Source organism: Domibacillus antri (genome assembly GCF_001936625.1).
Classification (GTDB): Bacteria; Bacillota; Bacilli; order Bacillales; family Domibacillaceae; genus Domibacillus; species Domibacillus antri.
In genome coordinates this window covers 1-25,518 of sequence record NZ_MSDU01000067.1, presented here as the reverse complement: position 1 = coordinate 25,518, position 25,518 = coordinate 1, and the positions used below count along the sequence as shown (strand labels likewise).

27 protein-coding genes and 1 pseudogene are annotated in these 25,518 nt (G+C 43.6%); 8 read left to right on the top strand and 20 right to left on the bottom strand.

The genetic code is table 11. From position 1 onward, the window contains the following. Positions 1–160 precede the first annotated feature (160 nt). The 4 genes and pseudogenes from BTO30_RS16510 to BTO30_RS16495 form a co-directional block, all read right to left on the bottom strand. Positions 161–1,041, bottom strand: a pseudogene (locus BTO30_RS16510) (transposase). A gap of 116 nt (positions 1,042–1,157) precedes the next feature. Then, complete coding sequence (locus tag BTO30_RS16505) at positions 1,158–1,433, bottom strand: YlbG family protein (protein ID WP_075399783.1); 276 nt, start codon at positions 1,431–1,433, stop codon at positions 1,158–1,160. A gap of 25 nt (positions 1,434–1,458) precedes the next feature. Beyond that, positions 1,459–1,899, bottom strand: a complete 441-nt coding sequence (locus tag BTO30_RS16500; protein WP_143332004.1) for a YlbF/YmcA family competence regulator — start codon at positions 1,897–1,899, stop codon at positions 1,459–1,461. A 37-nt stretch (positions 1,900–1,936) separates the two neighbouring features. Continuing rightward, a complete protein-coding gene (locus BTO30_RS16495) occupies positions 1,937–3,004 on the bottom strand; it encodes a CAP domain-containing protein (RefSeq protein ID WP_083632488.1) in 1,068 nt (355 codons plus the stop codon). A 153-nt stretch (positions 3,005–3,157) separates the two neighbouring features. On the opposite strand from BTO30_RS16495, the gene BTO30_RS16490 reads away from it, so the two are divergent. After that, positions 3,158–3,517: a YugN family protein gene (locus BTO30_RS16490; protein WP_075399782.1), complete on the top strand. Its 360-nt coding sequence runs from the start codon at positions 3,158–3,160 to the stop codon at positions 3,515–3,517. Positions 3,518–3,553: 36 nt separating this feature from the next. On the opposite strand, the gene BTO30_RS16485 is transcribed toward BTO30_RS16490, so the two are convergent. The 7 genes from BTO30_RS16485 to cyoE all read right to left on the bottom strand — a co-directional run bounded on the left by BTO30_RS16485 (position 3,554) and on the right by cyoE (position 10,047). Further along, on the bottom strand, positions 3,554–4,015 hold the full coding sequence (locus BTO30_RS16485) for a DUF420 domain-containing protein (RefSeq protein WP_075399781.1): 462 nt from the start codon (positions 4,013–4,015) through the stop codon (positions 3,554–3,556). 63 nt (positions 4,016–4,078) lie between these two features. Beyond that, on the bottom strand, positions 4,079–4,987 hold the full coding sequence (gene ctaG / locus BTO30_RS16480; RefSeq protein WP_075399787.1) for a cytochrome c oxidase assembly factor CtaG: 909 nt from the start codon (positions 4,985–4,987) through the stop codon (positions 4,079–4,081). Between the two features lie 136 nt (positions 4,988–5,123). After that, complete coding sequence (ctaF, locus tag BTO30_RS16475) at positions 5,124–5,456, bottom strand: cytochrome c oxidase subunit IVB (RefSeq protein ID WP_075399780.1); 333 nt, start codon at positions 5,454–5,456, stop codon at positions 5,124–5,126. 3 nt (positions 5,457–5,459) lie between these two features. Next, a complete protein-coding gene (locus BTO30_RS16470; protein WP_075399779.1) occupies positions 5,460–6,089 on the bottom strand; it encodes a cytochrome (ubi)quinol oxidase subunit III in 630 nt (209 codons plus the stop codon). Beyond that, a complete protein-coding gene (ctaD, locus tag BTO30_RS16465) occupies positions 6,089–7,966 on the bottom strand; it encodes a cytochrome c oxidase subunit I (protein ID WP_075399778.1) in 1,878 nt (625 codons plus the stop codon). Before ctaD ends, BTO30_RS16470 begins: the two co-directional genes overlap by 1 nt. A 32-nt stretch (positions 7,967–7,998) precedes the next feature. Next, positions 7,999–9,075, bottom strand: a complete 1,077-nt coding sequence (gene coxB, locus BTO30_RS16460) for a cytochrome c oxidase subunit II (RefSeq protein ID WP_075399777.1) — start codon at positions 9,073–9,075, stop codon at positions 7,999–8,001. A gap of 84 nt (positions 9,076–9,159) precedes the next feature. Further along, positions 9,160–10,047, bottom strand: coding sequence for a heme o synthase (gene cyoE / locus BTO30_RS16455; protein WP_075399786.1), 888 nt, complete (start codon positions 10,045–10,047; stop codon positions 9,160–9,162). A 338-nt stretch (positions 10,048–10,385) separates the two neighbouring features. Here cyoE and BTO30_RS16450 point away from each other — a divergent pair, with 338 nt between their 5' ends. Next, positions 10,386–11,291 carry a COX15/CtaA family protein gene (locus BTO30_RS16450; RefSeq protein WP_075399776.1) on the top strand — a complete coding sequence of 302 codons (906 nt, stop codon included), beginning with the start codon at positions 10,386–10,388 and terminating at the stop codon, positions 11,289–11,291. A gap of 41 nt (positions 11,292–11,332) precedes the next feature. Here BTO30_RS16450 and pyc read toward each other — a convergent pair whose 3' ends face one another. From pyc to BTO30_RS16435, 3 genes are all read right to left on the bottom strand, one after another. After that, positions 11,333–14,770: a pyruvate carboxylase gene (gene pyc, locus BTO30_RS16445; RefSeq protein WP_211272858.1), complete on the bottom strand. Its 3,438-nt coding sequence runs from the start codon at positions 14,768–14,770 to the stop codon at positions 11,333–11,335. Positions 14,771–14,851: 81 nt separating this feature from the next. Then, a complete protein-coding gene (locus BTO30_RS16440) occupies positions 14,852–15,991 on the bottom strand; it encodes an FtsW/RodA/SpoVE family cell cycle protein (protein WP_245796555.1) in 1,140 nt (379 codons plus the stop codon). Positions 15,992–16,091: 100 nt separating this feature from the next. Further along, on the bottom strand, positions 16,092–16,373 hold the full coding sequence (locus BTO30_RS16435) for an Fpa/YlaN family protein (RefSeq protein ID WP_075399773.1): 282 nt from the start codon (positions 16,371–16,373) through the stop codon (positions 16,092–16,094). A gap of 159 nt (positions 16,374–16,532) precedes the next feature. On the opposite strand from BTO30_RS16435, the gene BTO30_RS16430 reads away from it, so the two are divergent. Beyond that, positions 16,533–17,033, top strand: coding sequence for a hypothetical protein (locus BTO30_RS16430; protein ID WP_075399772.1), 501 nt, complete (start codon positions 16,533–16,535; stop codon positions 17,031–17,033). A 30-nt stretch (positions 17,034–17,063) separates the two neighbouring features. Here the strand turns inward: BTO30_RS16430 and BTO30_RS16425 are convergent, their stop codons facing one another. Further along, positions 17,064–18,167 carry an HD-GYP domain-containing protein gene (locus tag BTO30_RS16425; RefSeq protein WP_075399771.1) on the bottom strand — a complete coding sequence of 368 codons (1,104 nt, stop codon included), beginning with the start codon at positions 18,165–18,167 and terminating at the stop codon, positions 17,064–17,066. A gap of 39 nt (positions 18,168–18,206) precedes the next feature. After that, entirely contained in the window at positions 18,207–18,671 is a 465-nt protein-coding gene (locus BTO30_RS16420; protein WP_075399770.1) for a pyridoxamine 5'-phosphate oxidase family protein, read from the bottom strand. Positions 18,672–18,791: 120 nt separating this feature from the next. On the opposite strand from BTO30_RS16420, the gene BTO30_RS16415 reads away from it, so the two are divergent. Both BTO30_RS16415 and BTO30_RS16410 read left to right on the top strand, forming a co-directional pair. Further along, positions 18,792–18,995, top strand: a complete 204-nt coding sequence (locus tag BTO30_RS16415) for a YlaI family protein (RefSeq protein ID WP_075399769.1) — start codon at positions 18,792–18,794, stop codon at positions 18,993–18,995. A gap of 95 nt (positions 18,996–19,090) precedes the next feature. Further along, positions 19,091–19,408, top strand: coding sequence for a hypothetical protein (locus tag BTO30_RS16410; RefSeq protein WP_245796553.1), 318 nt, complete (start codon positions 19,091–19,093; stop codon positions 19,406–19,408). Between the two features lie 19 nt (positions 19,409–19,427). Here BTO30_RS16410 and BTO30_RS16405 read toward each other — a convergent pair whose 3' ends face one another. Further along, complete coding sequence (locus tag BTO30_RS16405; protein WP_425429477.1) at positions 19,428–19,697, bottom strand: YlaH-like family protein; 270 nt, start codon at positions 19,695–19,697, stop codon at positions 19,428–19,430. A gap of 63 nt (positions 19,698–19,760) precedes the next feature. Continuing rightward, positions 19,761–21,596, bottom strand: coding sequence for a translational GTPase TypA (gene typA / locus BTO30_RS16400; protein WP_075399768.1), 1,836 nt, complete (start codon positions 21,594–21,596; stop codon positions 19,761–19,763). Positions 21,597–21,753: 157 nt separating this feature from the next. Between typA and BTO30_RS16395 the strand changes: the two genes are divergently transcribed. Then, positions 21,754–21,939 carry a YlaF family protein gene (locus BTO30_RS16395; RefSeq protein WP_075399767.1) on the top strand — a complete coding sequence of 62 codons (186 nt, stop codon included), beginning with the start codon at positions 21,754–21,756 and terminating at the stop codon, positions 21,937–21,939. 37 nt (positions 21,940–21,976) lie between these two features. Here BTO30_RS16395 and BTO30_RS16390 read toward each other — a convergent pair whose 3' ends face one another. After that, positions 21,977–22,765 (bottom strand): inositol monophosphatase family protein, encoded by a 789-nt coding sequence (locus BTO30_RS16390; protein WP_075399766.1) that lies wholly within the window; start codon positions 22,763–22,765, stop codon positions 21,977–21,979. Positions 22,766–22,939: 174 nt separating this feature from the next. On the opposite strand from BTO30_RS16390, the gene BTO30_RS16385 reads away from it, so the two are divergent. After that, positions 22,940–23,557, top strand: coding sequence for a YktB family protein (locus BTO30_RS16385; protein WP_075399765.1), 618 nt, complete (start codon positions 22,940–22,942; stop codon positions 23,555–23,557). A 47-nt stretch (positions 23,558–23,604) separates the two neighbouring features. On the opposite strand, the gene BTO30_RS16380 is transcribed toward BTO30_RS16385, so the two are convergent. Next, positions 23,605–23,874, bottom strand: a complete 270-nt coding sequence (locus BTO30_RS16380) for a UPF0223 family protein (protein ID WP_075399764.1) — start codon at positions 23,872–23,874, stop codon at positions 23,605–23,607. 154 nt (positions 23,875–24,028) lie between these two features. Here BTO30_RS16380 and BTO30_RS16375 point away from each other — a divergent pair, with 154 nt between their 5' ends. Continuing rightward, entirely contained in the window at positions 24,029–25,498 is a 1,470-nt protein-coding gene (locus BTO30_RS16375; protein WP_075399763.1) for an aminotransferase class I/II-fold pyridoxal phosphate-dependent enzyme, read from the top strand. Positions 25,499–25,518: the final 20 nt, after the last annotated feature.

Here is a 25,518-nt window from a genome sequence, read left to right as displayed (position 1 = left end):
ATTTTAAACTCGGAAATGACAGCTTGTAGACAAAAGGGACTTGGAATGGCCTCATTCCAAGTCCCTTTTCAATTTTTTATGAGATTTTATTGGGAACTGGTCTCAAAACGAATAGAAAAGATCTATTTTTGGCCTTTATATCCTGTGCGTATGCCTCATTTTAGGCCGCTGTCGGACCTTTCCATGTCCAGCAGGCCAGCTTCTTCAAATTCATGGCAGCAAAAGTCAGCATCGCCTGCATGGACAATTTTTTAAGCCCCCTTAGGGTTGTCCATCGCATGCCATGCTTTTCTTTCGCATCGGCAAAGACCCGCTCGATCGTTTCCTTGCGCCGCGCATAAATTTCTTTGACTTCTGGTGTATAGCGAAGGTGGTTCGCCTCTTCAATGTCGTCCTCCCACAGGTGGCGCTGAATCATCTTCTGATGGCTCTGGCTTTGCGTACACTGTGCCAGCAGCGGGCAGCCCGCACACACCATTGGATCAGACTTGTACTGGCGGTATCCTTCCTTCGTGGTTGTTGTGTAGCGCCATATCTCTCCTTGCGCACCACTTTCTTTTCAAGTTTGCGCTTATTCGCGCTTGCCTTCACATGTGTAGAGTCAATAAAGACGTGGTCGGCACTGAGCAGCCCTTGGTCCGCAATCTCTTTTAGAATGCGGTAGAAAATCTGCTCAAAGACATCCGTGTCCTTGAAGCGTCGCTCATAGTTCTTGCCGAAGGTGGAGAAATGGGGAATCTCTGTATAGAAGCCGAATCCGAGAAACCACCGGTACGCCACATTCGTTTCGATTTCCTTAATCGTTTGGCGCATGGATCGGATGCCAAATACATACTGAATAAAGGTCATCTTAAACAGGACAACCGGGTCTATACTTGGACGCCCAAGTTTCGAATACAAATATTCAACCAATGGATAAATGAAGGAAAGATCAATCGCTGCCTCCAGCTTCCGCACAAGGTGGTCCTGCGGCACCAGCTGGTCCAGTGCAATCACTTCTAGCTGCTCTCGTTCTGATTGTTTCTCGTCATCATTTTCTATCACCTCAGCCAAAATGTCTGATTTCTATTGTAAAAAACAAAAAGACTGCAGGCAAACTCGAATTTCTTCGAGTTTGTCTACAGTCTGAGAGTCTGTCATGAAGACAGACTCTCTTTTTATACACCGATTTTATAATCGTATTCTTTTGCTTTATCCGGCCGTGAATTTTCATAGTCCACTTTTAAAAATGGCTTCTCTGAAAAATCCACTTTTTTCACAAATGAAAATGTGTCAAGCTTCTCAGCAAGCGCCGCCGATTCTGACTCATTGCAATAGAGCACGGCATATTTCATCTTCTTCGATACGTAATGCACATTCCCATATTTACGCAATGATTTAGCCGGCTTAAGTGAGTGAAGCCATACGATTAACGCCTGTCGTTCCGTTAACATAATCCGCCCTCCGGCAATGTATTTTTTATGCGGAGCACCCGCACGATCCACCGCTGCCGCAGCTTCCGCATCCGCTTGAGAAAATAGATCCCGCTCCCGGTACTTTAACTTGTTCAGAAACCGAACGGGCGATTAAAAGACTCACGTCATCCAGCAGCTGCTGCAGCTCGGTTTCCGCTCGTCTAAACGCGGCGACATATTCATCCATATCCATCTCACGCTTTGCCTGCCGCGTCTCAAGCATAATTTTTTTATAATCAGGATGGTAGCGGCCAAACCGCTGCACATCTTCGTATTGATCCTTTAATCGGCTAAACGCGAAAATTTTTCGTCTTACCGATTCGTTTGTATATAGTTCATTATAGCAATCACGGTACTTAGCAGCCGTTTCAGACTGGAGGATCATTTCTCCCAGTTCGTCCGCTGCATCAGCGACATTGATGAGTTCCATCGTTGCTGCAATCATGAGATGCACCTCCATCAACTTATTTTACCATATAAGATCATTCACCGGTAAAGTTTTGTGTGTAATGTTTCCGGTAAACACCTGTGCCAAGTGCGGAGAATGATTCACTGAGCAATACTTCCCGATGTTCCTGTGAATTAAGCCATCCTTCCATAGCAGCGGGCGCGTCGATATAGTTGGCCGCGATATTTTCATCTGCTGTCCCATACACAGCTCCCGCCTTTTTAAGACGTTCTTCGAGATCCCCGAATTGAGGGGACTCATGATCGAAATAACCAGCATCAAACATATCTTTGCTGTGATTTTTCGCCGCTTCTGCAGCATCCGGGTTCCATTCAAGTGAAGATAAACCGAATCGGCTTCTGATGACATTCGTGATCTCGTAAAGCTGCTGCTCACTTCCGTTTTCAATATGCACCCATTCCGACTGCTCCGGCGGCTGCACTTTCGGCAATGTTCCCTGATACACTAATTCATATGGCTGCACTTTAAGCAGTACCTCTTTCGACATAAAACGAACGGCAGAAAGAGTACCTGAAAACTGATCAATATACAACTGTGCATAAAAAGAACCGACCGGCACGAGAGGACGGACATTCAAGTCTTCCTCTGAAAGTTCAAATCGGTAATAACTGTCGTTCGCATTGACCACGATTTCGGTTTCAGGATAGCGGGAGCGGAAAATTTCATTGGAGGAAATACCCAATGTAAATGGCGAGGTATCCATTTCTCCTGTCGCGTAAACGGTCACCACATGGTTATTTTCTACACCCGCAAGAAAATACGCTTCTCCAGCATGATACACCCACCACTCATATCCATAAGCGGATGGTTCTTTCCGCACAGGCTGGCCGTATTCATTTACTAATTTCCCGGCTGATTTTCCAATAAAGGAACCTGCCCCGGACTCCGGTGCTTCTTCGGCTGTTATTTCTTTTACCGGGTCCACCTGACCGCTGTTGACAGGCGGCGTTTCAGGTGTCGTATCTATATCCCGTTCATCCAGCGCTTTATCTGCATACATGCCTGCCAGCATGATCATTAAAAAAACAATTAATATTTTAAAAACCGAACGCAGAAGATCTCCTCCTTCGTAGACTGACACGTCGACTTATCTTCCATCAGTATATCATTCGCTTTAAACTTTTCAAAATTGTCACGGACAATCAATTGAGACGCATTGCATGAAAGCGTAATTTCGACTATTATGGATTATGAAGCAAAAAACATGACGGAATGGCAGGAGGGAACTTTTTTCATGAAATTTGAGAATACAGGTCTTGAAAAAACACAAATCGATTTAAACCGCCTCACGTATATTATGGAAGAGCACGGATTCGTGCTTGCCGGTCAGTGGGATTATGAGCGTGTTACATACGATCGCAAATTTGAATTAAAAGAAGGCGTTTATTATCTGCGCGTATTCGGTTTTGCTGTACAGGGTGATATCGGCGCGGATGATGCCGTTATTGAATTGATGACGCCGCTTCTAGGCAAGCATTATTACCCGCACGGTGTTGAATACGGTGATGATGAATACTATCCGGAATCACTTGTCAAAACGTGCGAAAAGCTTTTGGCGGATATTAAAACGGAAACGGCACATTTTGTCGGCTGAAAAAAGCTTTCCCCCTTCAAAGGGGGAAAGCTTTTTTCATGAACCGAGAATTGCCTTAAACACAGATGTTGTCGGACCGCCTTTATAAAAAACGTATAACAGCAGGTATACAGCAATACCCGTTATCGCGGTAAAAAACCAGATAACACTCGTATAAGGGCCAATCTTACGATGACGAATTAAATTGTTTTTCAACCCGCTCACAATCGAAACAATACCGAACACAGCACCGGTCGTCGCCAGGCAAATGTGAAAGATAAGAAAAATGGTATAATACAATTTAATATTTTCTGGTCCGCCGAACGCGGTATTGCCAATGAAAAGTGTCCGGCTGACATAAATGATAAAAAAGCTGAGCGCAAAAACGCCTGCAAGCAGCATCGTTTTTTTATGCTGTTCAATTTTCCTCTGCTTAATTTGTATCCAGCCAATCGCCACTGTGATCGCGCTTAAGGCGATAAACATCGTGCTGAGCGTCGGCAAAATCGGTAACGACATGAAGATTCCTCACTTCCGTTATGTATGTGACAAAGGAAGCGGTTCACCCGCCTCCTTCTTTTTTTATGACAAGGATTCATTATGACGGGCAAGTTCCGCTTCCGTAATGGCATCACCTTGCTCCTGTTCTTTACGGAACCATTCAAAGAACACTTGCGCTAATACAACGCCATATACAATTTCCTGTATAATTTTCATAATAACTCCGCCAAGCTGCTGATCTTCCACAACCGGCATATTTGAAAACAGTTCAGGACCACTTAAATTTAAGCCTGATAACGTGGAAACAGGTACGCACAATTCCATCGCCTTTAACCACATCGACGCATCTGAATAGGTTGCATACAGCGGTGTCGAAGCAAAAATAATTAAGGCACAGGCCGGTGTTAATAAAATACCATCCGCAAAAATGTAGCCGATTTTTTTCAAACCACTCAATGATCGTCCTTCCGGCTGTTCATTCACGAGCGGCCACCACATGAAAATTGCAAAAAAGAACAAAACAACCGTATATAGGCTATGCAGTGTTCCACTCATTTTAATGAAATCGAAAATAAGCGGAATGTGGTAAAACGAAAATAAACCATTAAAGAAAATCAGTGCGATCAGCGGACGTGTCGCAAATGAAAAGATTGGACGGATTCCCGGCCGTTCAATGACTGATTTCCATACCCACCACGGAATCGCTTTAATTAACAGCGGCGGCACAATTAAATATAAAACCGCCATCTGAATCATATGATAGGTCATCATAATGTGTCCCATTAAATCAAGTGGAGATCCTTTGACAGCATAAAGGATGCCGATCATGACTAAAAAAAGGACAGCCTGTCGTTTTGTCAACGGCTCACTGACAGAGAAATTTTTTCTCCATTTTACTGTCATGAAGAAAAAAAGCACAGTTAAAATCAAAAGGATTACAATAAAGAAAGGACTCCAGAGAGCCTGAAAACCAAAAATTCCAATGGGCATCATTTTATTTCACCTCAATGTTTGTTTTGATGCTCTATCCATTATAACGTGCAAAAATACATCATACAACGATATGTATTGACAAGTTCATGACAGAAAAAAAGTGCTTCCTATAAAAAGGAAACACTTTTCTTTCTTACCACCAAATAATTGTCAAAAAAGCAAGAATCGTAAGGAACGCTACGATGACGCCTGACCACATGAAAAGCTGTGGAGCTTCATGCCCTTTATGACTCATATGCATAAAATAATAGAGCTGGAATGCAACCTGAACGACAGCAAGAAGCAGGACAAACGGAATAATGAACCATTTAGAAAAACCTGCGCCTACTGCTGCAAACGCGATGACCGTAAAGAAAATCATCAACGTAAATGTAACGACCTGCATTCTCATTTCTTCTGCACTTTTTTTACGGCGGTATTCGTAGTCAACTTTAGGATTATTTGAATTCGGTTGTAAATTCGCCATCCGTTATCCCACCATTCCCATTAAGTATACGACCGTAAAGATGAACACCCACACGACATCGATAAAATGCCAGTATAAGCTTGCAAGATAAAACTTCGGTGCATTATAAAGGTTCAAGCCGCGCTTCGCATTGCGGATCATCAACGTAATAATCCAGCCAAGACCGAAGATAACGTGACCTCCGTGAAAACCAACGAGCGTGTAGAAAGCAGAACCGAATGCACTGCTTGTAAACGTATGTTCATACGCATGGTAATAATGAATGAACTCATAAATTTCACAAGCAAGGAAGCCCAGACCAAGCGCAACTGTAATGAATAGCCATTGCTGCATTTTTTTGAAGTTATAGTTCTTCATATGATACATCGCAAATACGGATGTTAATGAACTTGTCAAAAGAAGCATAGTCATTAGGAACACAAGCGGAAGTTCGAACAGATCCGCCGCTTTTGCATGTGAATCGCTTGGTACACTGTCTTTTAACGCCAAATACGTAGCAAATAGAGAAGCAAACAATACAGTTTCTCCGCCGAGGAAAAACCAGAAACCTAAAAACTTATTTTTGCCTTCCAAGGTCGCCTGTTCAGGTGACGCAGGCCACGTCTGCGGAGTGAATTTTTCTTCAGCTGCCATTATCGTGTCCCTCCCTTGTCAGCATCATCAAGTAAATCTTCTTTATGAATGTGGTAACCGTGATCATCTTTGATCGAACGGAAAAGCATTGCTCCGAACGTAACACCCATACCGATAATCAAGACTGGAATCGCCCACGCTTTATCATCCACTTGATACATTGCACCAAATGCGGCAATGAATAAACCAAGTGAAATCACAAAAGGAACGAATGAGTTGTTCGGCATATGAATGTCGCCCACTGGTTCAGCAGGAGTCATTTCCGTTTTGCCTTCCAATTTTTCAATCCAGTATGCATCTAAACCACGTACAAGCGGAAGCTGCTTAAAGTTGTAAAATGGTGTTGGTGATGGGATCGCCCACTCCAGTGTACGTCCGTCTTTCCACGGGTCCTTGCCAACCTGTACATTTTTCACCTGTGTCATTACAACGTTAAATAAGAAGATAATCACGCCTGCCGCCATAAATGCAGCACCAATGGAACTGATTAAGTTTCCTGTTTCCAGACCCTGTCCCGGAAGGAATGTCCAAACACGGCGCGGCATCCCCATAAGACCAAGGAAATGCTGGATAAAGAACGTTAAATGGAAACCGGTAAAGAATAATGCAAACGTTACTTTCCCTAGTTTTTCGCTCAGCATTGTACCGAACATAAGCGGCCAGTAGAAATGACAGCCCGCTAAAAGAGCAAGCACGATCCCACCGACAATAACATAGTGGAAGTGGGCAACGATAAAGTAACTGTCATGGAACTGGTAATCGGCAGGAGCAGCAGCCTGCATAACCCCCGTTACCCCACCCATAACGAAAGATGGAATAAACGAAATCGCATAAATCATCGGAACGGTAAATTGAATACTTCCGCCCCAAATCGTTAAAATCCAGTTAAAGATTTTAATACCTGTTGGTACAGCAATCGCCATTGTCGCAACAGCGAAAATCGCGTTGGCAATTGGACCCATACCCGTTGTAAACATATGGTGAGCCCATACCATGAAACCAAGGAAACCGATTAAAACGGTAGCGAATACCATTGAAGAGTATCCGAATAAACGTTTTCGTGCAAACGTTGGGAATATTTCCGAGAAAATACCAAACGCCGGCAAAATAAGAATGTATACTTCCGGGTGACCAAAAATCCAGAAGAAATGCTCCCAGATGATGGTGTTTCCTCCCATTGCTACATCAAAGAAACCAGATCCGAACATACGGTCAAACATCATCATGAATAAACCGACTGTAAGCGGAGGAAAGGCAAAAAGAATCAGCGCTGATGCTACAAAAGTTGTCCATGTGAACAGCGGCATTCTCATGTATGTCATTCCCGGTGCGCGCATATTGATGATTGTAACAAGGAAGTTAATTCCCCCCATCAATGTACCAAAACCGGAAATTTGCAGACCAAGCACGTAAAAATCAATTCCGTGTCCTTCTGATGCAAGTGATAAAGATGCATACGACGTCCAGCCGGCATCCGGTGCTCCTCCTAAAAACCATGAAAGGTTCAAGAACAGACCGCCGAAAAAGAACAGCCAGAATCCTAATGCATTAATGAACGGGAACGCAACGTCACGCGCACCGATTTGAAGCGGCATAACCGCATTCATAAAAGCAAATAAAAGCGGCATTGCTGCCAGGAAAATCATCGTCGTACCGTGCATTGTAATAATTTCATTAAATAGACCGGCACTGACAAAATCATTGTTTGGTACAGCCAGCTGAATACGAATCATCATCGCTTCAATACCGCCGATAAGGAAGAAGAAACCTCCGGCGATTAAATAAAGGATTGCGATTTTCTTATGATCAACTGTCGTTAAGTATTCCCAAACTGTACCGGCAAATCCCCGTTTTTGCGTTTGTGCAATGGTACTCAACGGTTTTACCTCCTTTTTGGCGTTTCAGTAAATTATTGTTCTACTTTGAGACCCATCAAATAAGCAGCAAGCTGATCAAGTTCCTGATCAGACAATTCGCCATATGTGCCTGTCATTTTGTTGCCTGGCTTATACTTTTCAGGATCAGCCAGCCAGTTTTTCACTTCTTCTTCATTATGTTCAAGAATACCGGCGACAAGCTCACGATCCCCAAAGTTTGTGAGGTTTGGTGCAAGACGTGCTTGTTCCGGACGTTCATCAGCAGCCGTTACAGCGTGGCAGCTTAAACATTTTTGATTAAAGATTTCTTGACCTGCAGCCGCTTCTGGATCTGTTGGTGTTGATTCTTCAACAGACTGCATAGCCGTAACCCATTGATCAAATTCATCCTGCGGAATCGCTTTTACTTTAAAGTCCATCAATGCATGAGACGGTCCGCAAAGCTCAGCACATTTACCGTAGAAAATATTGCCGGCTTCAGCCGCTTTTTCATTATCAAATTCGAGCCAGATTTTATTGATGTTATCGACATTCGTATCAATTTTTCCGCCTGCAGCCGGAATCCAGAATGAATGTTTTACATCGGATGCTTTTACGCTGAAATACACTTTTTGATCGGTTGGAACAACAAGATCCTGACTTGTAATAATGCCTTCATTCGGATATTCAAATTCCCACCAGTACAAACTTGCACGTACGTTTACAACAAGTGCATCTGTTGTACCGTCTTCATTCTTTTTATCCATTGCTTTCGTATCGGCAAGATCAAAGGTTGCGATAACCGTTGGAATCGCCAAAATGATGAGAAGGAGGATTGGAATGACCGTCCATACGATCTCTAATACGTGACTTCCTTCAACCTGTTTTGGAATGGATTCATCGCCTTTTTTGCGGCGGAACTTAATGACAGCAACAGCAAACATAATCGATACAACGATGACAACACCAACCATGATCACGGTACTCAAAATCATGAGATCGTATGCGATTTGACCCGCTTCACCAGCTGGAATCAACGTTGAAAGAAATGGTTCACCACAGCCAGACAGAACGAGCGTCAGCAGGCCAAAAACCGTCAAAAGACGCCATTTTGTTAGCTTCTGTTTCATAGCTTATTACTACCCCTCTTTCGTATGAATTTCTAAAAACAGTGCGTATATATGGATTTCTTCAAAAAGAAAGAATTCCCTTTGTTAAATAACTGTCACAATGACCATTGCAACAAATGTTATTGTTAAATACTGAAGTGAATATACAAACATGTATTTTGCCCACTTCAAATCATCCTTTGTTTTAAACCCTGACAGCGCAAGCGCCACCCAGCCAATGTTTAAAAGAGTAGCCAATGTAACAAATGCAGCGCCAAGATCCGTCATAAAAAACGGGAGCGGCAGCAGCAGCAGCGTCCAGACCAGCATATGACGCTTGGTGACAGCAAACCCTTTCACAGTCGGCAGCATTGGTATCCCGGCTCTGCCGTATTCTTCGCTGCGCTTCATGGCAAGCGCATAAAAATGCGGCGGCTGCCAAATGAACATGATTAAAAACATCATCCAGGCAAGTACATCGAGTGTCGGATCTACCGCAGCCCAGCCGATTAACGGCGGAACAGCACCGGATAAACTGCCGACCACCGTGTTGCTTACGTGACGGCGCTTTGACCACATCGAATATAAAACGACATAGCTTAAGATACCGATAATTCCGATCACGCCTGCTGTGAACGTTGTCAAAAATAAAAGCGCTGATCCGGTAATGACGAGCGCAAGTCCTATCATTAACACTTTTGAATAGCTGATTTTCCCTGTCACAGTAGGCCGTGCTTTTGTCCGCTCCATCAGCGGATCAATGTCCCTGTCTATGTAATTGTTCAAACTTGCCGACCCGGCAATGATTAATGCCGAACCAAGCAGCGTAAAAGCAATGGTATCAAAATTGGCCAGGAACGGGACATCATTCATGACAAAAGCCAGCCACATACCAGTAAAAACCGTTATCAAATTGGAATTCACGATGCCGATTTTAATGAGTGCCATAAAATCTTTCATCGCTGTCGTTTCCGGCACATTCGTTTTATCCATCGTTGTTGCGGCACGAGACACCTTTTCCCCCCCTTTCTCGTAATTCAGCTTCTCTTTTCTACTATAAATGATAAAGCCGCGCTTTTCTACACTATGTTTGAAAACATTTCAAAACAATAGGCGGTCTATTCCATATTAAATCATATCCTTTCTTTTTTATGTGAACAGATGATGAACTAATTTTGTCGAATTTGTGTCTCGTTCTATCAATTGGTTTTCATTGAATCTTTTTTATATGATAATAATCATTATGTGCAGTGAGAGATGTTGCCATGCGGCGCTCATATCTGTATGATCATGTACGGATACGTTTATATACATAGAAGAAGGTGAATATATTGCGGGGTTGGTTAAAATGGCTCGGTGTCCTGACCACTTTTGGTATGCTTCTAGTCTTGCTTGGAGGGGCTCTCGTTACAAAAACGGATTCCGGTCTCGGATGCGGAAATGAATGGCCGCTTTGCCACGGACAAATTGTGCCGGAAAATATCACAATAGAAACGATTATTGAACTATCCCACCGCGTTGTCTCCGGCGGCGTCGGTCTTCTTGTTCTTGCTCTTTCCATCGCTTCCTGGAGGCTGATCGGACATAAACGGGAAACGAAATTTCTCTCCGTCCTGTCTTTCTTTTTTTTAGTGCTGCAAGGGCTGATCGGTGCCGCTGCCGTCTTGTGGGGACAAAATGATTTTGTTTTAGCCCTTCATTTTGGCATTTCATTGATTTCATTCGCAGCTGTTCTTTTGTTAACGCTGCTTATATTTGAAGTGGATCAGCGTTTTGACGCATCAAAAATTGTGATCGATAAACGGATGAAATGGCATACGATCGGCGTAACCCTATACAGCTATATTGTGGTGTATACAGGTGCTCTAGTCCGGCATACAGAAGCAAGCATGGTATGCGGATCATGGCCGCATTGTGGAAATCATTCATTCCTTCCAGCGAATATGTACCAGTGGATTCAAATGGGCCACCGGGCAGCAGCCGGCCTTATTTTTATCTGGATTGCGTACATCACATACCTTGCCGTGAAACATTACAAACACCAGCGTGTTTTGTACTGGGGGTGGACGATTGCGTTCGTTCTCGTCTCACTGCAGGTTATTGCGGGCGCTTTTATCATCTGGACAAATTTAAATTTGTATATCGCACTTGCCCATGCATTATTTATTTCATGCCTTTTCGGTCTTCTTTGCTACTTCATTTTGCTTATTTCCAGAAGCAAAATTAACAATCAATAACAGCAAAAATCCCGTCCTCATCGGACGGGGTTTATTTCTGTTTATTTTTCAAGTTCCACGAGCAGATCGCCTGTCGCAATTGCTTCGCCGTTTTGTACATGAATAGCTTTTACCGTACCGTCAAATGGCGCCTGAACGGTCGTTTCCATTTTCATGGCTTCCGTAATCATGAGATGATCACCGCGTTTTACTTTCTCGCCTTTTTCAGAGATTACTTTAATCACTGTTCCCGGCATAGTGGCCGCGATATGAGCTTCATTTTTCGGATCAGCTTTCACTTTGGCATTGACCGTTGATTTAATACTTTCATCTTTAATGATGACTTCACGCGGCTGGCCGTTCAGTTCAAAATACACAACACGTGTGCCGTCTGACTGCGGCTGGCCAATAGAAATAAGTTTGACGATCAATGTTTTACCGGTTTCAATTTCAATTTCCTTTTCTTCACCTAAACGCATACCGTAAAGGAATGTCGGTGTATCAAGGACGGAAATATCACCATATTGATCGACAACTTTTGCGTAGTCTGTGAATACTTTCGGATACAATGCATACGCAATGACATCGTGATCAGTCGGCTCTTCGCCGATTTCTTTCTTCAATTCTTCACGAAGCTCATCAAAATTGACATCCGCGAGCAGTTCACCAGGACGGACTGTAATCGGTTTTTTCCCTTTTAAAATAACATTTTGAAGCTCTTCCGGGAATCCGCCGACCGGCTGGCCGAGGTAGCCTTCAAACAATTCAATAACCGAATCCGGGAAGTCGATTTTATCCCCTCTTAAAAGGACTTCTTCTTCCGTTAAATCATTTTGCACCATAAAAAGAGCCATATCGCCGACAACTTTTGAAGATGGTGTTACTTTAACGATATCACCGAACATTAAGTTTACGCGGCGGTACATGTCTTTCACTTCATCCCAGCGGTCGCCAAGGCCGACACCTTTTGCCTGCTGCTGAAGATTGCTGTACTGGCCGCCTGGCATTTCGTGCTCGTAAATTTCTGTATGAGGCGCAAGCATACCGCTTTCGAACGGTGCGTAATATTTACGGACGTCTTCCCAGTAGTATGATAGTTTTTCAAGTGAATCAATGCTGACAGACGGCGCGCGGTCTGTACCTTCAAGTGCATAACGAAGCGTGTTTGCACTTGGCTGCGACGTAAGCCCGGCCATCGTACTGAGCGCCGTATCGACGATATCAACCCCGGCTTCAATCGCTTTCGTGTACATGTAAATACCGTTGCCGCTCGTATCATGTGTATGAAGGTGAATTGGAATATTGACCGCTTCTTTCAATTCGGAAATTAAACGGTACGCAGCCTGTGGCTTCAACAAACCGGCCATATCTTTAATGCCAAGAATATGGGCACCCTGCGCTTCCAATTCTTTCGCCATTTGCTTGTAATATTCCACGTTATATTTTGCACGGGACGGATCATCAATGTCTCCCGTGTAGCAAATCGCCGCTTCTGCAATTTTACCGGACTGGCGGACAGAATCAATCGCAACTTCCATCCCTTTCACCCAGTTCAAGCTGTCAAAAATACGGAAGACATCGATTCCCGATTCAGCGGACTGCTGAACGAATTCACGGATGACATTATCCGGATAGTTTTTGTAGCCGACTGCGTTTGACGCGCGGAGAAGCATTTGGAATAACACATTTGGCACTTGCTTGCGAAGCGTCTCTAAGCGTTTCCATGGATCTTCTTTCAAGAAACGGTACGCTACGTCAAATGTCGCACCGCCCCACATTTCCATCGAGAACAGTTCAGGAAGCAGACGGGCTGTTGCCGGTGCAATATGTGTCAAATCATTTGTACGCACACGTGTCGCAAGGAGAGATTGATGAGCGTCACGCATTGTTGTATCTGTCAACAATACCTCTTTCTGTTCTTTTACCCAGTTCACAAGACCATCTGCGCCCTGTTCATCGAGAATTTGTTTCGTACCGCGAGCCGGTTTTTCAGAGAGCTTCACTTTTGGAATACGAGGTGTGTCGAATACCGGCTTTTTCTTTTGTTCAACACCAGGGAATCCATTAATGGTGACCGTCCCGATGTAGTTGAGCATTTTCGTTGCACGGTCTTTCTTTTTCGGGAAAACAAAGAGCTCAGGCGTCGTGTCAATAAACGAAGTATCGTAGTTGCCGGATACAAAGTCTTTATGGCGCATTACGTTTTCAAGGAATGGAATATTCGTCTTAATGCCGCGAATACGAAACTCCTGTAGATTACGAACCATTTTTGATGCAGCCTGTTCAAAAGTCATTGCAAATGTTGACACTTTCACAAGTAAAGAATCATAGTATGGCGTAATGACCGCACCCTGGAAGCTGTTTCCGGCATCTAAACGCACCCCGTAACCGCCGCCTGAACGATAAGCCATAATACGGCCAGTATCCGGCATAAAACCATTTTCCGGATCTTCTGTCGTCACGCGTGATTGAATTGCGTAACCCATTGTCCGAATATTTTCCTGTGATGGAATGCCGACTTTTTCATCATGCAATGAATGGCCTTCCGCTACTAAAATTTGCGTCTGAACGATATCAATGCCTGTGATCAATTCAGTAATCGTATGCTCTACCTGAATACGCGGATTCACTTCGATAAAGTAGAAATCATCGCCTGCTGTTAAAAATTCAACCGTGCCGGCATTCAAATAGTCAACATTTTTCATCAGCTTCACTGCTGCGTCGCAAATACGGTCGCGCAGATCTTCAGAAATCGATACAGCCGGGGCTACCTCGACTACTTTTTGATGGCGCCGCTGCACGGAACAGTCGCGCTCGTATAGATGAACGATATTGCCTTCATGGTCGCCGATAATCTGCACTTCGATATGTTTCGGATTTTGAACGAATTTTTCAACGTACACTTCGTCATTACCGAATGCCGCTTTCGCTTCCGATTTTGCCCGGTCATACGCCTCACGTACTTCTTCAATGTTCTGCACAATCCGCATGCCGCGGCCGCCGCCGCCCAATGATGCTTTAATGATAATTGGAAAACCATGCTGTTTACCGAATGCGATGACATCTTCAAGGCTGTTTACAGGACCATCAGAACCCGGGATAACCGGAATATCTGCATTAATGGCCTGTGTACGCGCTTTTACTTTATCCCCAAACATGTCGAGATGGGCCGATTTTGGGCCAATAAAAATAATGCCTTCATCTTCGCAACGTTTTGCAAATTCAATATTTTCAGATAAAAAACCATAGCCTGGATGAATCGCATCGACGTCTGCCTGTTTTGCAATTTCAATGATGCCTTCGATGTCAAGATACGCATCAATTGGTTTTTTTCCTTCTCCAACAAGGTATGCTTCGTCTGCTTTATAGCGGTGGTAGGAACCGGAGTCCTCCTTCGAGTAGACAGCAACCGTTCGGATATGTAATTCGGTGCAGGCACGGAATACGCGGATCGCGATTTCTCCCCTGTTCGCCACCAGCACTTTGCTGATTTTTTTCATCTTCATCTCTCCCCTGTTAAGTTGATAAAAATATATATATATAAAAAGGTTCAGCGAATTGAACCTTTTTATTTTACACACTTATGAATTGTAATTCTTCTCGTACTTCGTATGCATGGAGATGTTTACCAGGATACCCATTGAAATGGAGAGCAGAATAAGCGATGACCCTCCGTAGCTGATGAACGGCAGCGGTACACCGGTAATCGGAATAACGCCAGAAACGCCGCCGAGGTTAATAAAAGATTGAATGCCAATCATGGATGAAATACCGACTGCCAGCATTGTGCCGAAAGGGTCTGTGCATTTCATAGAAGTACGCAATCCCCTTAAAACGATAAAAGCAAGGCCTCCGATTGTAATCAACACGCCAAACACACCCAGTTCTTCCGCAATAATCGCCATAATAAAATCCGTATGCGGTTCTGGCAAATAACCTAGCTTTTGCACACTCTGCCCAAGTCCCAGACCAGTCAGTCCGCCGGAGCCAATCGCCAGGTACGAATTGACAAGGTGATAGCCGTCTCCTTCTTCATACTTAAAAGGATCCAGATAACTTGTCACCCGGCTCATTCTTTCTTCGGATAAGATATTATCTTTCTGCCATATAAAGAGCGGAGATAAGAAAATACCAAAGAGCGCAATGAGCAATGCAAATTTTACAAGCTTTTTCATTTTTATACCGGATGACAATACGATTGTCAACCCGATTAAGAGAATAATAAAGGATGTTCCAAAATCCGGCTCGATCGCCACTAAAAAACAAACAACGAACAGTACAATAACCGGAGGGGCAATACTGTAATTTAGTGAATTAATATTTTTCTGTTTTTTTGAAAAAGCTGCCGCCATATAAATAATGATGACAAGTTTAGAAAACTCAGACGGCTGTATGGAGCTTGTCCCAAGCCGAAGCCAGCTTTGCGCGTTATTTGAAACACTTCCGAATACAAAAAGCAAAAAAAGCGTTAAAAACATGCCGCCTGTAATGAGCAGCAAAAAGCGTTTTGCTTTATATTTTTTATACGGAAAAACAGCAGCGGCACAAAATAACAAAAATGCGAGAATTACATGAAATTTTTGCTTGTTATAAAAATAGCCGCTTTCTACTTCAAATCGTTGAACCGCAATCACCGAGCTTGCACTGTAGATCATCATTAATCCAAATAGGCAGAGAATCAAAAAAGCTGCAATAAGCGAATAATCGTACGATCTCAACATTCTTTTCCACATATGTACCTTCCATTCACGCGCTTACCGAAAAGCAAACGTCATTTTAAGTGTAAAAAAACTCAAACAGCTGTTTGAGTTTTCTGTCTGTTTACCTGTCTACGGACGCTTCGTGCAGAGCGGACAGTTCCTGTTCAAGCGAATCGATGAGCTTCTTGCCGTCCACTTCATCCACCAGCCCAAGACGAATGGCGAAATCTATTTCACGGGATAAGCCGTACATTCGAGTGTCAAGCACTTCCTCGTAAAGAGGACATTGCGGCATCGTTAAGTTGTCCATTTGAACTTTGATGAGACGCAAAATCTTTTCCGCATCCGCCTGCAACAGAGAGTAGGCTTTTTCCCGATGGTCTATTTTCATTTCAGATGCCATTATTTCTCCCCCTGTTCCAAGAATGGAATCACTATATATTAAAAGATTTTATCGTTAATACGGGCAATTTGCAAGGAATTTTAATACGGGCACTGACAACACGAAAAATTCACTGTATACTTACATTTATACATAGCACATTTAAAGGAGGCTTCTTTCATGGAGCAAATTATCCCGTTTAAAGGGAAGGTCGCATTTCCCGTTACGCTTGACCCGGGGGTATGGATTTTCGACGACCGCCGGATTGATCTTGATACTTATTTTGCCGAATTAAGTCAGACGGACACAGACCCTGACGAAGAATACACAAAAAGCATGTCGAAATTTTGGGAAAAGGAAATTCGCGAAGGGGCTATTTTCCCTCCGACCATTCAATCAGAAAAAAAATATGAAAAAGAGAAAGTGCTTACAGGTTCATTCGGTGTCCCGCTCACTCCGTTTTTAAAAAATGCAGAACCTGAGGAAGATGCGTCTCATTTAGTGATCGAAACAGAAAAAGGTGAGCATTCTTTTCCGATCGAAGAGGCTGATTCACTGATTATGGCCTTTTCGAATAAAGGAAAGCCGCTCCGTGAAGACGGTCCAGTCCATATTTTGCTGAAAGACGGATCAAACCTCGACAGCCCGATTACACATGTAACGGCGATCCGTCTCGACTGAAATAAGCCTTTCCGATGCGGAAGGCTTATTTTAATGACCGGATAAAGTTGTATCTGTTTCAATAATAAACAGCGTTTGATGAGCTGACATATCCACCTCATACGGATCTTGAATATCTTCTCCGTTTTCTTCTAAAATCAGCAACAGAGGACGGTCGCTGACATGTTCGTTTTGTCCGGCGACAATCCCTTTTCTCCCGTCATTGAGCCAGACTGTTAAACCGGTCGGGTACATAACAATGGCCTTCCGGAACATTTCAACATGCTCTTTTTCAAATTCCGTACCGGCCCCGGCATATAAGATCTCCATTCCTTCATGCGGAAGCATCGCTTTACGGTATACACGGTTTGATGTAACTGCATCGTAAACGTCCGCTACCCCGACAATCTTCCCGAAAATATGAATTTCATTTCCTTTTAAACCGCGCGGATAACCGGACCCGTTGATCCGTTCATGATGCTGCAGTGCACAATGCGCGGCTGTCAAAGGTAAATTATGCTCTTTTCGAAGCAGTTCAAAGCCATACTCTGTATGTTTTTTGACAATCTCAAATTCTTCTTGTGTCAGCCGATCCGGTTTCTTTAAAATCGCAGCCGGAATCATCATTTTTCCGACGTCATGAAGCATTGCACCTAGACCGATATCTTCCGTCTGCTTCGGCGTTAAATTTTTCAATTTCATGCTTAACGCCAGCGTATAGACCGTGACATTGAGCGAGTGGCTGAACACATAATCATCGTGTGCATACAAATGGGTCAGAAGGTCAATCGCTTCTTTCCGATCACGTATTTGACTGATGATCTCACGAACAACCGACGAAAATTGCTTCTCCAGTTTGTGAAATGCAAATATTGGCGAGCTTGAGGTAAGATCTTTTTTCACTTGACTGAACGCATCCGTCATAATCTGTATCGCTGCACGGCGCGTTTCTTCTGTCAAAACCGGCTTGATCAATATATCATCCGTTCTCCCGTCCTCAATGTACACATATGTAATGCCAAGAGCCCTAAGACGGCTGACAATGGGCGGTGACAAAGCAGCTCCTTTTTTTAACAACACCTTCCCTTGATTATTAAACACATTTTCAGCTAACGTTACGTTTTCTTTGATCGTGGACACAGCGACTAATCTCACTTTACTTCCGTCTCCTTACATGGTTAAAGCACATTTTCTCTAACTTGAAACCCCTTTTTTCAGGGCGGTCATCACTTGACGATCCAGTTTTTCTGCCGCCTGTAAATCATACGTTTTTTCATATACGGGCACCGCCGCCATTTTCGATCCATAAAACATTACATCTCGAACTTCTTTGATGCCCACTTCAATCATCGATACTTTTAGCGGAACACCTTCTAATCGTGCAGCTGCAATGCGGGCGCTTCCGCTGATTGAGTAAGTGGAATCCGCCGCAAAAACCGCAATAGAGACAAGAGAGTTTTTGTTAATATTTTCAATGATTCTGGATCGGCTGTCTACCGCAAGGCGGATGGTTTTTTCATCCGCTGCAAAAAACCAGGAAATCGCATTAATAAATGGAGCCCCGGTATCTGCATCCACAGTTGAGAGTATGGCGAACTGTTCCCGCTGCAGCGCCTCAAATAAATCAGGGAGTAAATACTGCTCATTTCGATTAGCCAAACAGACAGCTCCTTTAGCTTTTTATTCCATTATACCCGTAAATACCTTCCTTATCTATTAAAAAAGCAATCTGCCGCCGTTCATGTTATACTGAGTGAAAAAACCTTCCGGAGGTCCTCTATGAGAGTTAAATGTATTATTTGCGATAAAATTGAAACGATTGAAGACAGTCTGCCGGCTGCCAAAAAACTGCGCAACCGCCCCATTCACACCTATATGTGCGATGAATGCCGCATACGCATTGCGGATAAAACATTGAAACGCATCAGCACCGGACAATTTTTTGTCTACCGCTCAGGCAAACAAAAAGATTGGCTTCAATAAAACCTATTTTTATCAGCGGTGCTCTATCGGGCTTTGCTCTCGGAATTTTTTTAAAATGGATTGAAACATCAACAGGCAAAAAGGTGTACACACTGTTGTTAAATGTCGATTTTATTCCGTATTTCAATCGTGTAAATTGGCCCGAGTGGGTTGAATTTCTCTTTCACCTGATCATTTCCTATATGATTGCCGCCGTTTTTTTTATCCTGCACCAGCAATTTGGAAGGCCGTATACCATAGCCCTGATCGTCACGTTCCCTGCAGTGCTGTTATATTTTCCCCTTTCCATACTTGCAATCAAACCCACTGCACTTGCTAATGATATGCAGGCTTTTTTCTATTGGACAGCCGGCCACCTTTTATACGCCTTTGTTTTAGGCTTATATGGACAAAAAGAAAAGCGGAGGGCATGAGCGCCTTCCGCTTTTTTTATTATTGCATATTCTCTTCTTTTTGATGCTTTTTCAATCTGAATTTATACGTGCCGAGTACGAGCGCCGCTACGATAAGACTCTCAACGACCGGCAGCTGGTAAGACAGAATTAAAAGCAGCAGTGATCCAATGGCAAGTGAAATGTAAATAATAACGTTCTGCCACATTTTTAGTTTTTTCGCAAACCCGAGATTGTAAACGAGAATGGAAAGGGCAATTAAAATCCCCCAGTAAATGTAGACAGCTGCTTCAACACCGACCGCTTCAATGAGTACGCCAAGAAGCGGACTGACGTGTTCCAGTCCTTCTTCCACACTTATCCCTCCTGCTTATTATACTTCGTCCTGCTTTTTCTTTTTCGCTGCCCGCTCGCGCTCACTCTTATCGAGAATTTTTTTGCGGAGACGAATGGATTCCGGTGTTAATTCACAATACTCATCATCGTTCAAGTATTCAAGTGCTTCTTCAAGCGACATAATTCTTGGTTTTTTCATTGTAGCCGTCTGATCTTTGTTCGCTGAGCGGACATTTGTCGCCTGCTTCGTCTTCGCGATATTAACCGTTAAGTCATTATCGCGTGTATGTTCACCGACGATCATTCCCGCATAAATTTCCGTTCCCGCTTCCACAAAGATAATTCCGCGGTCTTCAACACCCATAATACCATAAGTGGATGCTTTCCCTGTTTCCTGCGACACAAGAACCCCTTGCCGGCGTCCGCCGATCCGGCCTTTTTGCATTGGCTGGTAACTGTCAAACGTATGGTTGATGATACCGTAACCCCGTGTCATCGTTAAAAACTCAGTCGTATAGCCAATTAATCCACGAGCCGGCACCATGAACAGCAGACGGACTTGTCCGTTCCCGTTGTTCACCATGTCCAGCATTTCACCTTTGCGTGAGCCTAATGATTCAATAACTGCGCCTGTATATTCTTCCGGAACATCAATTTGGACGCGTTCAATCGGTTCACATTTCACACCGTCAATTTCACGAATGATCACCTGAGGTTTTGACACTTGAAGTTCGAATCCTTCACGGCGCAAATTTTCGATTAAAATCGACAAGTGCAGTTCACCGCGGCCAGAAACGATCCATTCATCAGGAGAAGCTGTGTTTTCAACGCGGAGGCTGACATCTGTTTCAAGCTGCGCATGAAGACGCTCTTCAATTTTACGCGCAGTTACAAATTTCCCTTCACGACCGGCAAATGGACTGTTGTTGACTAAAAAGTTCATTTGAAGTGTCGGCTCATCAATGCGAAGAACCGGCAGTGCTTCCTGATGGTCTACTGGTGTCACCGTTTCACCAACGTTAATGTCTTCCATTCCGGATACCGCAACAAGGTCTCCTGCTTTTGCCTTTTCAATTTCAATCCGTTTCAAACCAAGGAAACCAAACATTTTTGTGACGCGGAATTGTTTTACCGTTCCGTCAAGTTTCATGAGAGCAACCGACTGGCCGACTTCCATTTCGCCGCGGAAAATACGGCCGATCCCGATACGGCCAACGTAATCATTATAGTCCAGCAGGGCAATTTGGAATTGAAGCGGTTCATCGCTGTTATCAATAGGAGCAGGAATATGCTCAATGATGGCTTCATAAAGGGCTTCCATGTTTTCATCCTGCTTTTCTGCCGTTGTACTTGCTGTTCCGTTAATACCTGATGCGTAAATAACCGGGAATTCGAGCTGCTCATCATTCGCATCAAGCTCGATGAACAATTCAAGCACTTCATCGACAACTTCTTCCGGACGGGCAAAATCACGGTCAATTTTATTGACGACAACGATTGGACGCAAATTTTGTTCCAACGCTTTTTTCAGCACGAATCGCGTTTGCGGCATGCAGCCTTCATATGCATCGACAACGAGAAGAACACCATCAACCATTTTCATGATCCTTTCGACTTCGCCGCCAAAATCCGCATGTCCCGGAGTATCGAGAATGTTGATTTTTGTGTCTTTATATTGAATCGCGGTATTTTTTGCCAAGATCGTAATCCCGCGCTCCCGTTCAAGGTCATTCGAGTCCATCGCCCGCTCTTCTACATGCTCGTTTGAACGAAAAATACCTGATTGTTTGAGAAGCTGATCAACGAGTGTTGTTTTCCCGTGGTCAACGTGGGCGATAATCGCGATGTTCCGTAAATCGTTTCTTGTTTTCAAACTATTTCCTCCTGCCTTTTCTAGAAACTTCGTCATATGCGGTTTCCATTAACTGAATTATTATATCACACACTTTGCACGCTGCCTATTTGGAAAAAACGCACGTTGCAAAAAAAGAACCGCTTATACTACAATAGAGAAAAAGGGGGCTGGCAAAATGCCTAACATTCAATGGCCGTTTCTTGGATTCGCGGTCCTTGCTGCTTTATGTATGATCGGCATGGGCGTGGCAATCGGTGAACAAAGCTGGATCGGTGCCGTTCTTTCAATCGTTCTTCTTTTTGGTGTCATGGGGTTCGGATTTTCATATAAAGCAAAAATGCGCCGTGCAGGACGTTTATAAAAAAACGGAAAGACAGATTGACTGTCTTTCCGTTTTTTTATTTTAAATACTCCTCTAAAATTTGTCCGTGCAAGCCCGGTGCACAAGCAAATACAGGATTGATTTTCAGCATATTCAGTTCGGTTCCGTCAAGCCGGCTGACAACACCGCCTGCTTCTTCGACAATGATCTTCCCTCCCGCAAAGTCCCATGGGGCATTTCGCATCGTAATATAAGCGCTGAGCCTCCCGGACGCGACATAGGCCAGCTCAAGCGCAGCGGAACCGTATGAACGTGTGCCGCGCACTTTTTTAGCGAGTGCAATTAGCTTATTTTGATCAAAATGACGATTATTAACGAGCCATGTGGAACTGATTCCGACAATCGACTCTTCAACGGGCACCGGCTTTAATTTTTTGAGCGGCACATCATTCATCCATGCGCCTTCTCCCTTCCGCGCATAATATAACTCATCATTCACAACATCATATATGTATCCGAGCCGGCCGATCCCATTTTCATAAATGCCGATCGATATCGCAAAATTGCGCTGCTGATGTACAAAATTCATGGTGCCGTCAATCGGATCAATTATCCAGACAACGCCGTCCAGCGTTTGAACAAAATCCCCCTGCCCTTCTTCTCCTATAATAAAATGATCGGGATAATATGTTCTGATATTGCTGATAAAAAAACGCTCTGTTTCTTTATCCATATTCGTCACTAAATCATTTGGATTCGACTTCGACTGAATGCTGAGCGAATGATAAAAAGAGTCTCTGATTAAAGCGCCCGCTTCTTGAATCCATTGTTTGACTGTTTCATCTATTGCCGTCCAGTTTGTCATGCTGCTTCCCTCCCGCTCACCGCTCAGATGTCGGTTCAGTTTTTTTTACATTAACCTAATTAATCAAGGTTATCAAGTTTTTCCATTCATCTGTACTATGGTAAGATGAAGAGACAGATAAAGGTTAGAATACAAAAAATACAGTGATAAAGCACAGGAAAGGACTTTTAACAAATGCAATTCAATGGATTTACACAAAACGATTTCGACACGTTTAAATTGGAAGGTCTTGACGACAGAATGACGGCGATTCAAGAGCGAATCCAGCCGAAGTTCAAAGCAATCGGCAGCGTTTTGACAGACGACCTTTCCGCAATGCTCGGAAATGAAATGTTTTTGCACATCGCCAAGCACGCGCGGCGGAAAGTGAACCCGCCCAATGATACGTGGCTTGCCATTGCAGGAAATAAGCGCGGCTACAAGCAGCACCCGCATTTTCAAATCGGCTTATTTGATGATCACGTTTTTATTTGGCTGGCGTTTATATATGAGCTGCCAAACAAAACAGACATGGCAAAAACGTTTTTAGCAAATATGGACATCATGAAAAAAAATATTCCGAATGATTATGTTATTTCGTTAGATCATATGAAAAAAGAGGCTGCTTCATTTGGCGAAATTGATTTAAAAAAATCACTTGAGCGTTTCCGTGACGTGAAAAAAGCTGAATTTCTCATCGGGCGTCATATATCAGCCGATGACCCGATTTTGCAGGACGGGGATAAATTTTATATGTTAGCGAAAGAAACATTTGAAACGCTCATTCCGTTATACAAACTGGCGTATCAATAATAATGAAGAAAAAACCCGTTTTGCTTTCGTGCAAAACGGGTTCTCTTTTACATCCGAACATGGACATTTTCAGTTGCTTGCTTCATTTTTTGAACAGCGCGGTATGAAGAGTAGCCGCTCACTTCTTCAAATTCATCGCAGATTCGTTTTTCATCTGCTTTGCCGGGAACAATTTCTTTAAACCGGCGGTAACGGTCCATAAATGCTTCACGGTTCATTCCCTTCTCATACACATTTTCCACTGCCTCAAAAAAAGAAACGACGTCGATCACTTCCTGCGTCGACCAATCTGTCCGAAATGGATATGAATATTCCATTCAATTCACCTCACTTTATTTTATTCGTTTTCTAACATTTAAAACCCTTGTTTTTTTGACACGAAATGTATACGAATTTTTCTATGCAACACACCATCAAAGTGCTATAATTCATTTGTTTTAGCGAACATTTTAGAAAGAGGTGGAAGATGCGTTGTCACAACACAACACACCATTATTTGACGGGCTTCTCAAACATGCGAAAAAGAACCCCGTTCAGTTTCATATACCAGGACATAAAAAAGGAAAAGGGATGGATCCCGTTTTCAGAGAATTCATCGGTGAAAATGCGTTATCCATCGATTTAATTAACATCGCACCGCTTGATGACCTGCATCAGCCGCATGGCATTATTAAAGAAGCACAGCAGCTTGCTGCAGAAGCATTTGGTGCTGATCACACTTTCTTCTCGGTGCAAGGAACAAGCGGTGCCATCATGACCATGATTATGGCCGTCTGCGGTCCCGGAGAGAAAATTATTGTACCGCGCAACGTTCATAAATCCATTATGACCGCGATTGTTTTTTCCGGCGCTGTTCCCATTTTTATTCATCCGGAAATCGACAAAGATCTCGGTATTTCACACGGAATGACAACAGAATCCGTTAAACGTGCTTTAACAGAGCATCCTGATGCAAAAGGGGTTCTCGTTATTAATCCTACTTATTTCGGCATTGCAGGCGACTTAAAGCAAATTGTCGATACGGCGCATTCTTTTAACGTGCCGGTGCTCGTCGATGAAGCGCACGGCGTTCATATTCACTTCCACGATGATCTGCCGATGTCAGCGATGCAGGCAGGTGCTGACATCGCCGCTACGAGCGTTCACAAGCTGGGCGGATCTATGACCCAAAGCTCGATTTTAAACGTCCGTGACGGGCTTATAACGGTTAATCGCGTACAGTCTATTTTAAGCATGTTAACAACGACATCTACATCCTATATCCTTCTCGCTTCATTGGACACGGCACGCAAGCATTTAGCGGTAAATGGGCGTGAAATTATTGGAGAAGCGATTAAACTTGCGGAAGATACTCGTAAAAAAATTAACAAAATCGATCATCTCTACTGCGCAGGATCGGAAATTCTCGGTTCGAAAGCAACCTATGATTACGATCCGACCAAATTGATTATTTCCGTAAAAAATCTTGGTATCAGCGGACATGATGCAGAAAAGTGGCTTCGTGAACAATATAATATCGAAGTGGAGTTAAGTGATCTATATAACATTCTTTGTATCATTACACCAGGTGATGCAGAAGAGGACTGCGCGTTGCTTATTCAGGCTCTGACAGAAATGGCAGCCACATTCAGTGACACCGTTCAGTCAAGATATGCCCACGTAATGCTTCCCGATATCCCGCTGCTCGCTCTGTCACCGCGCGAGGCTTTTTATGCCGAGACAGAAAAAGTCCCGCTTAAGGAGTCAGCAGGCCGTATTATAGCAGAGTTTATGATGGTCTATCCGCCGGGCATTCCCATTTTCATTCCTGGCGAAATTATTACGGAAGAAAATTTGCGCTACGTGCAAGAAAATGTAGCAGCCGGTCTTCCCGTACAGGGACCGGAAGATGAAGAATTGAAAACATTACGCGTCATTAAAGAACGAAAGCCCATTTATTAAAAAAAGGGGCTGTCCCAAAA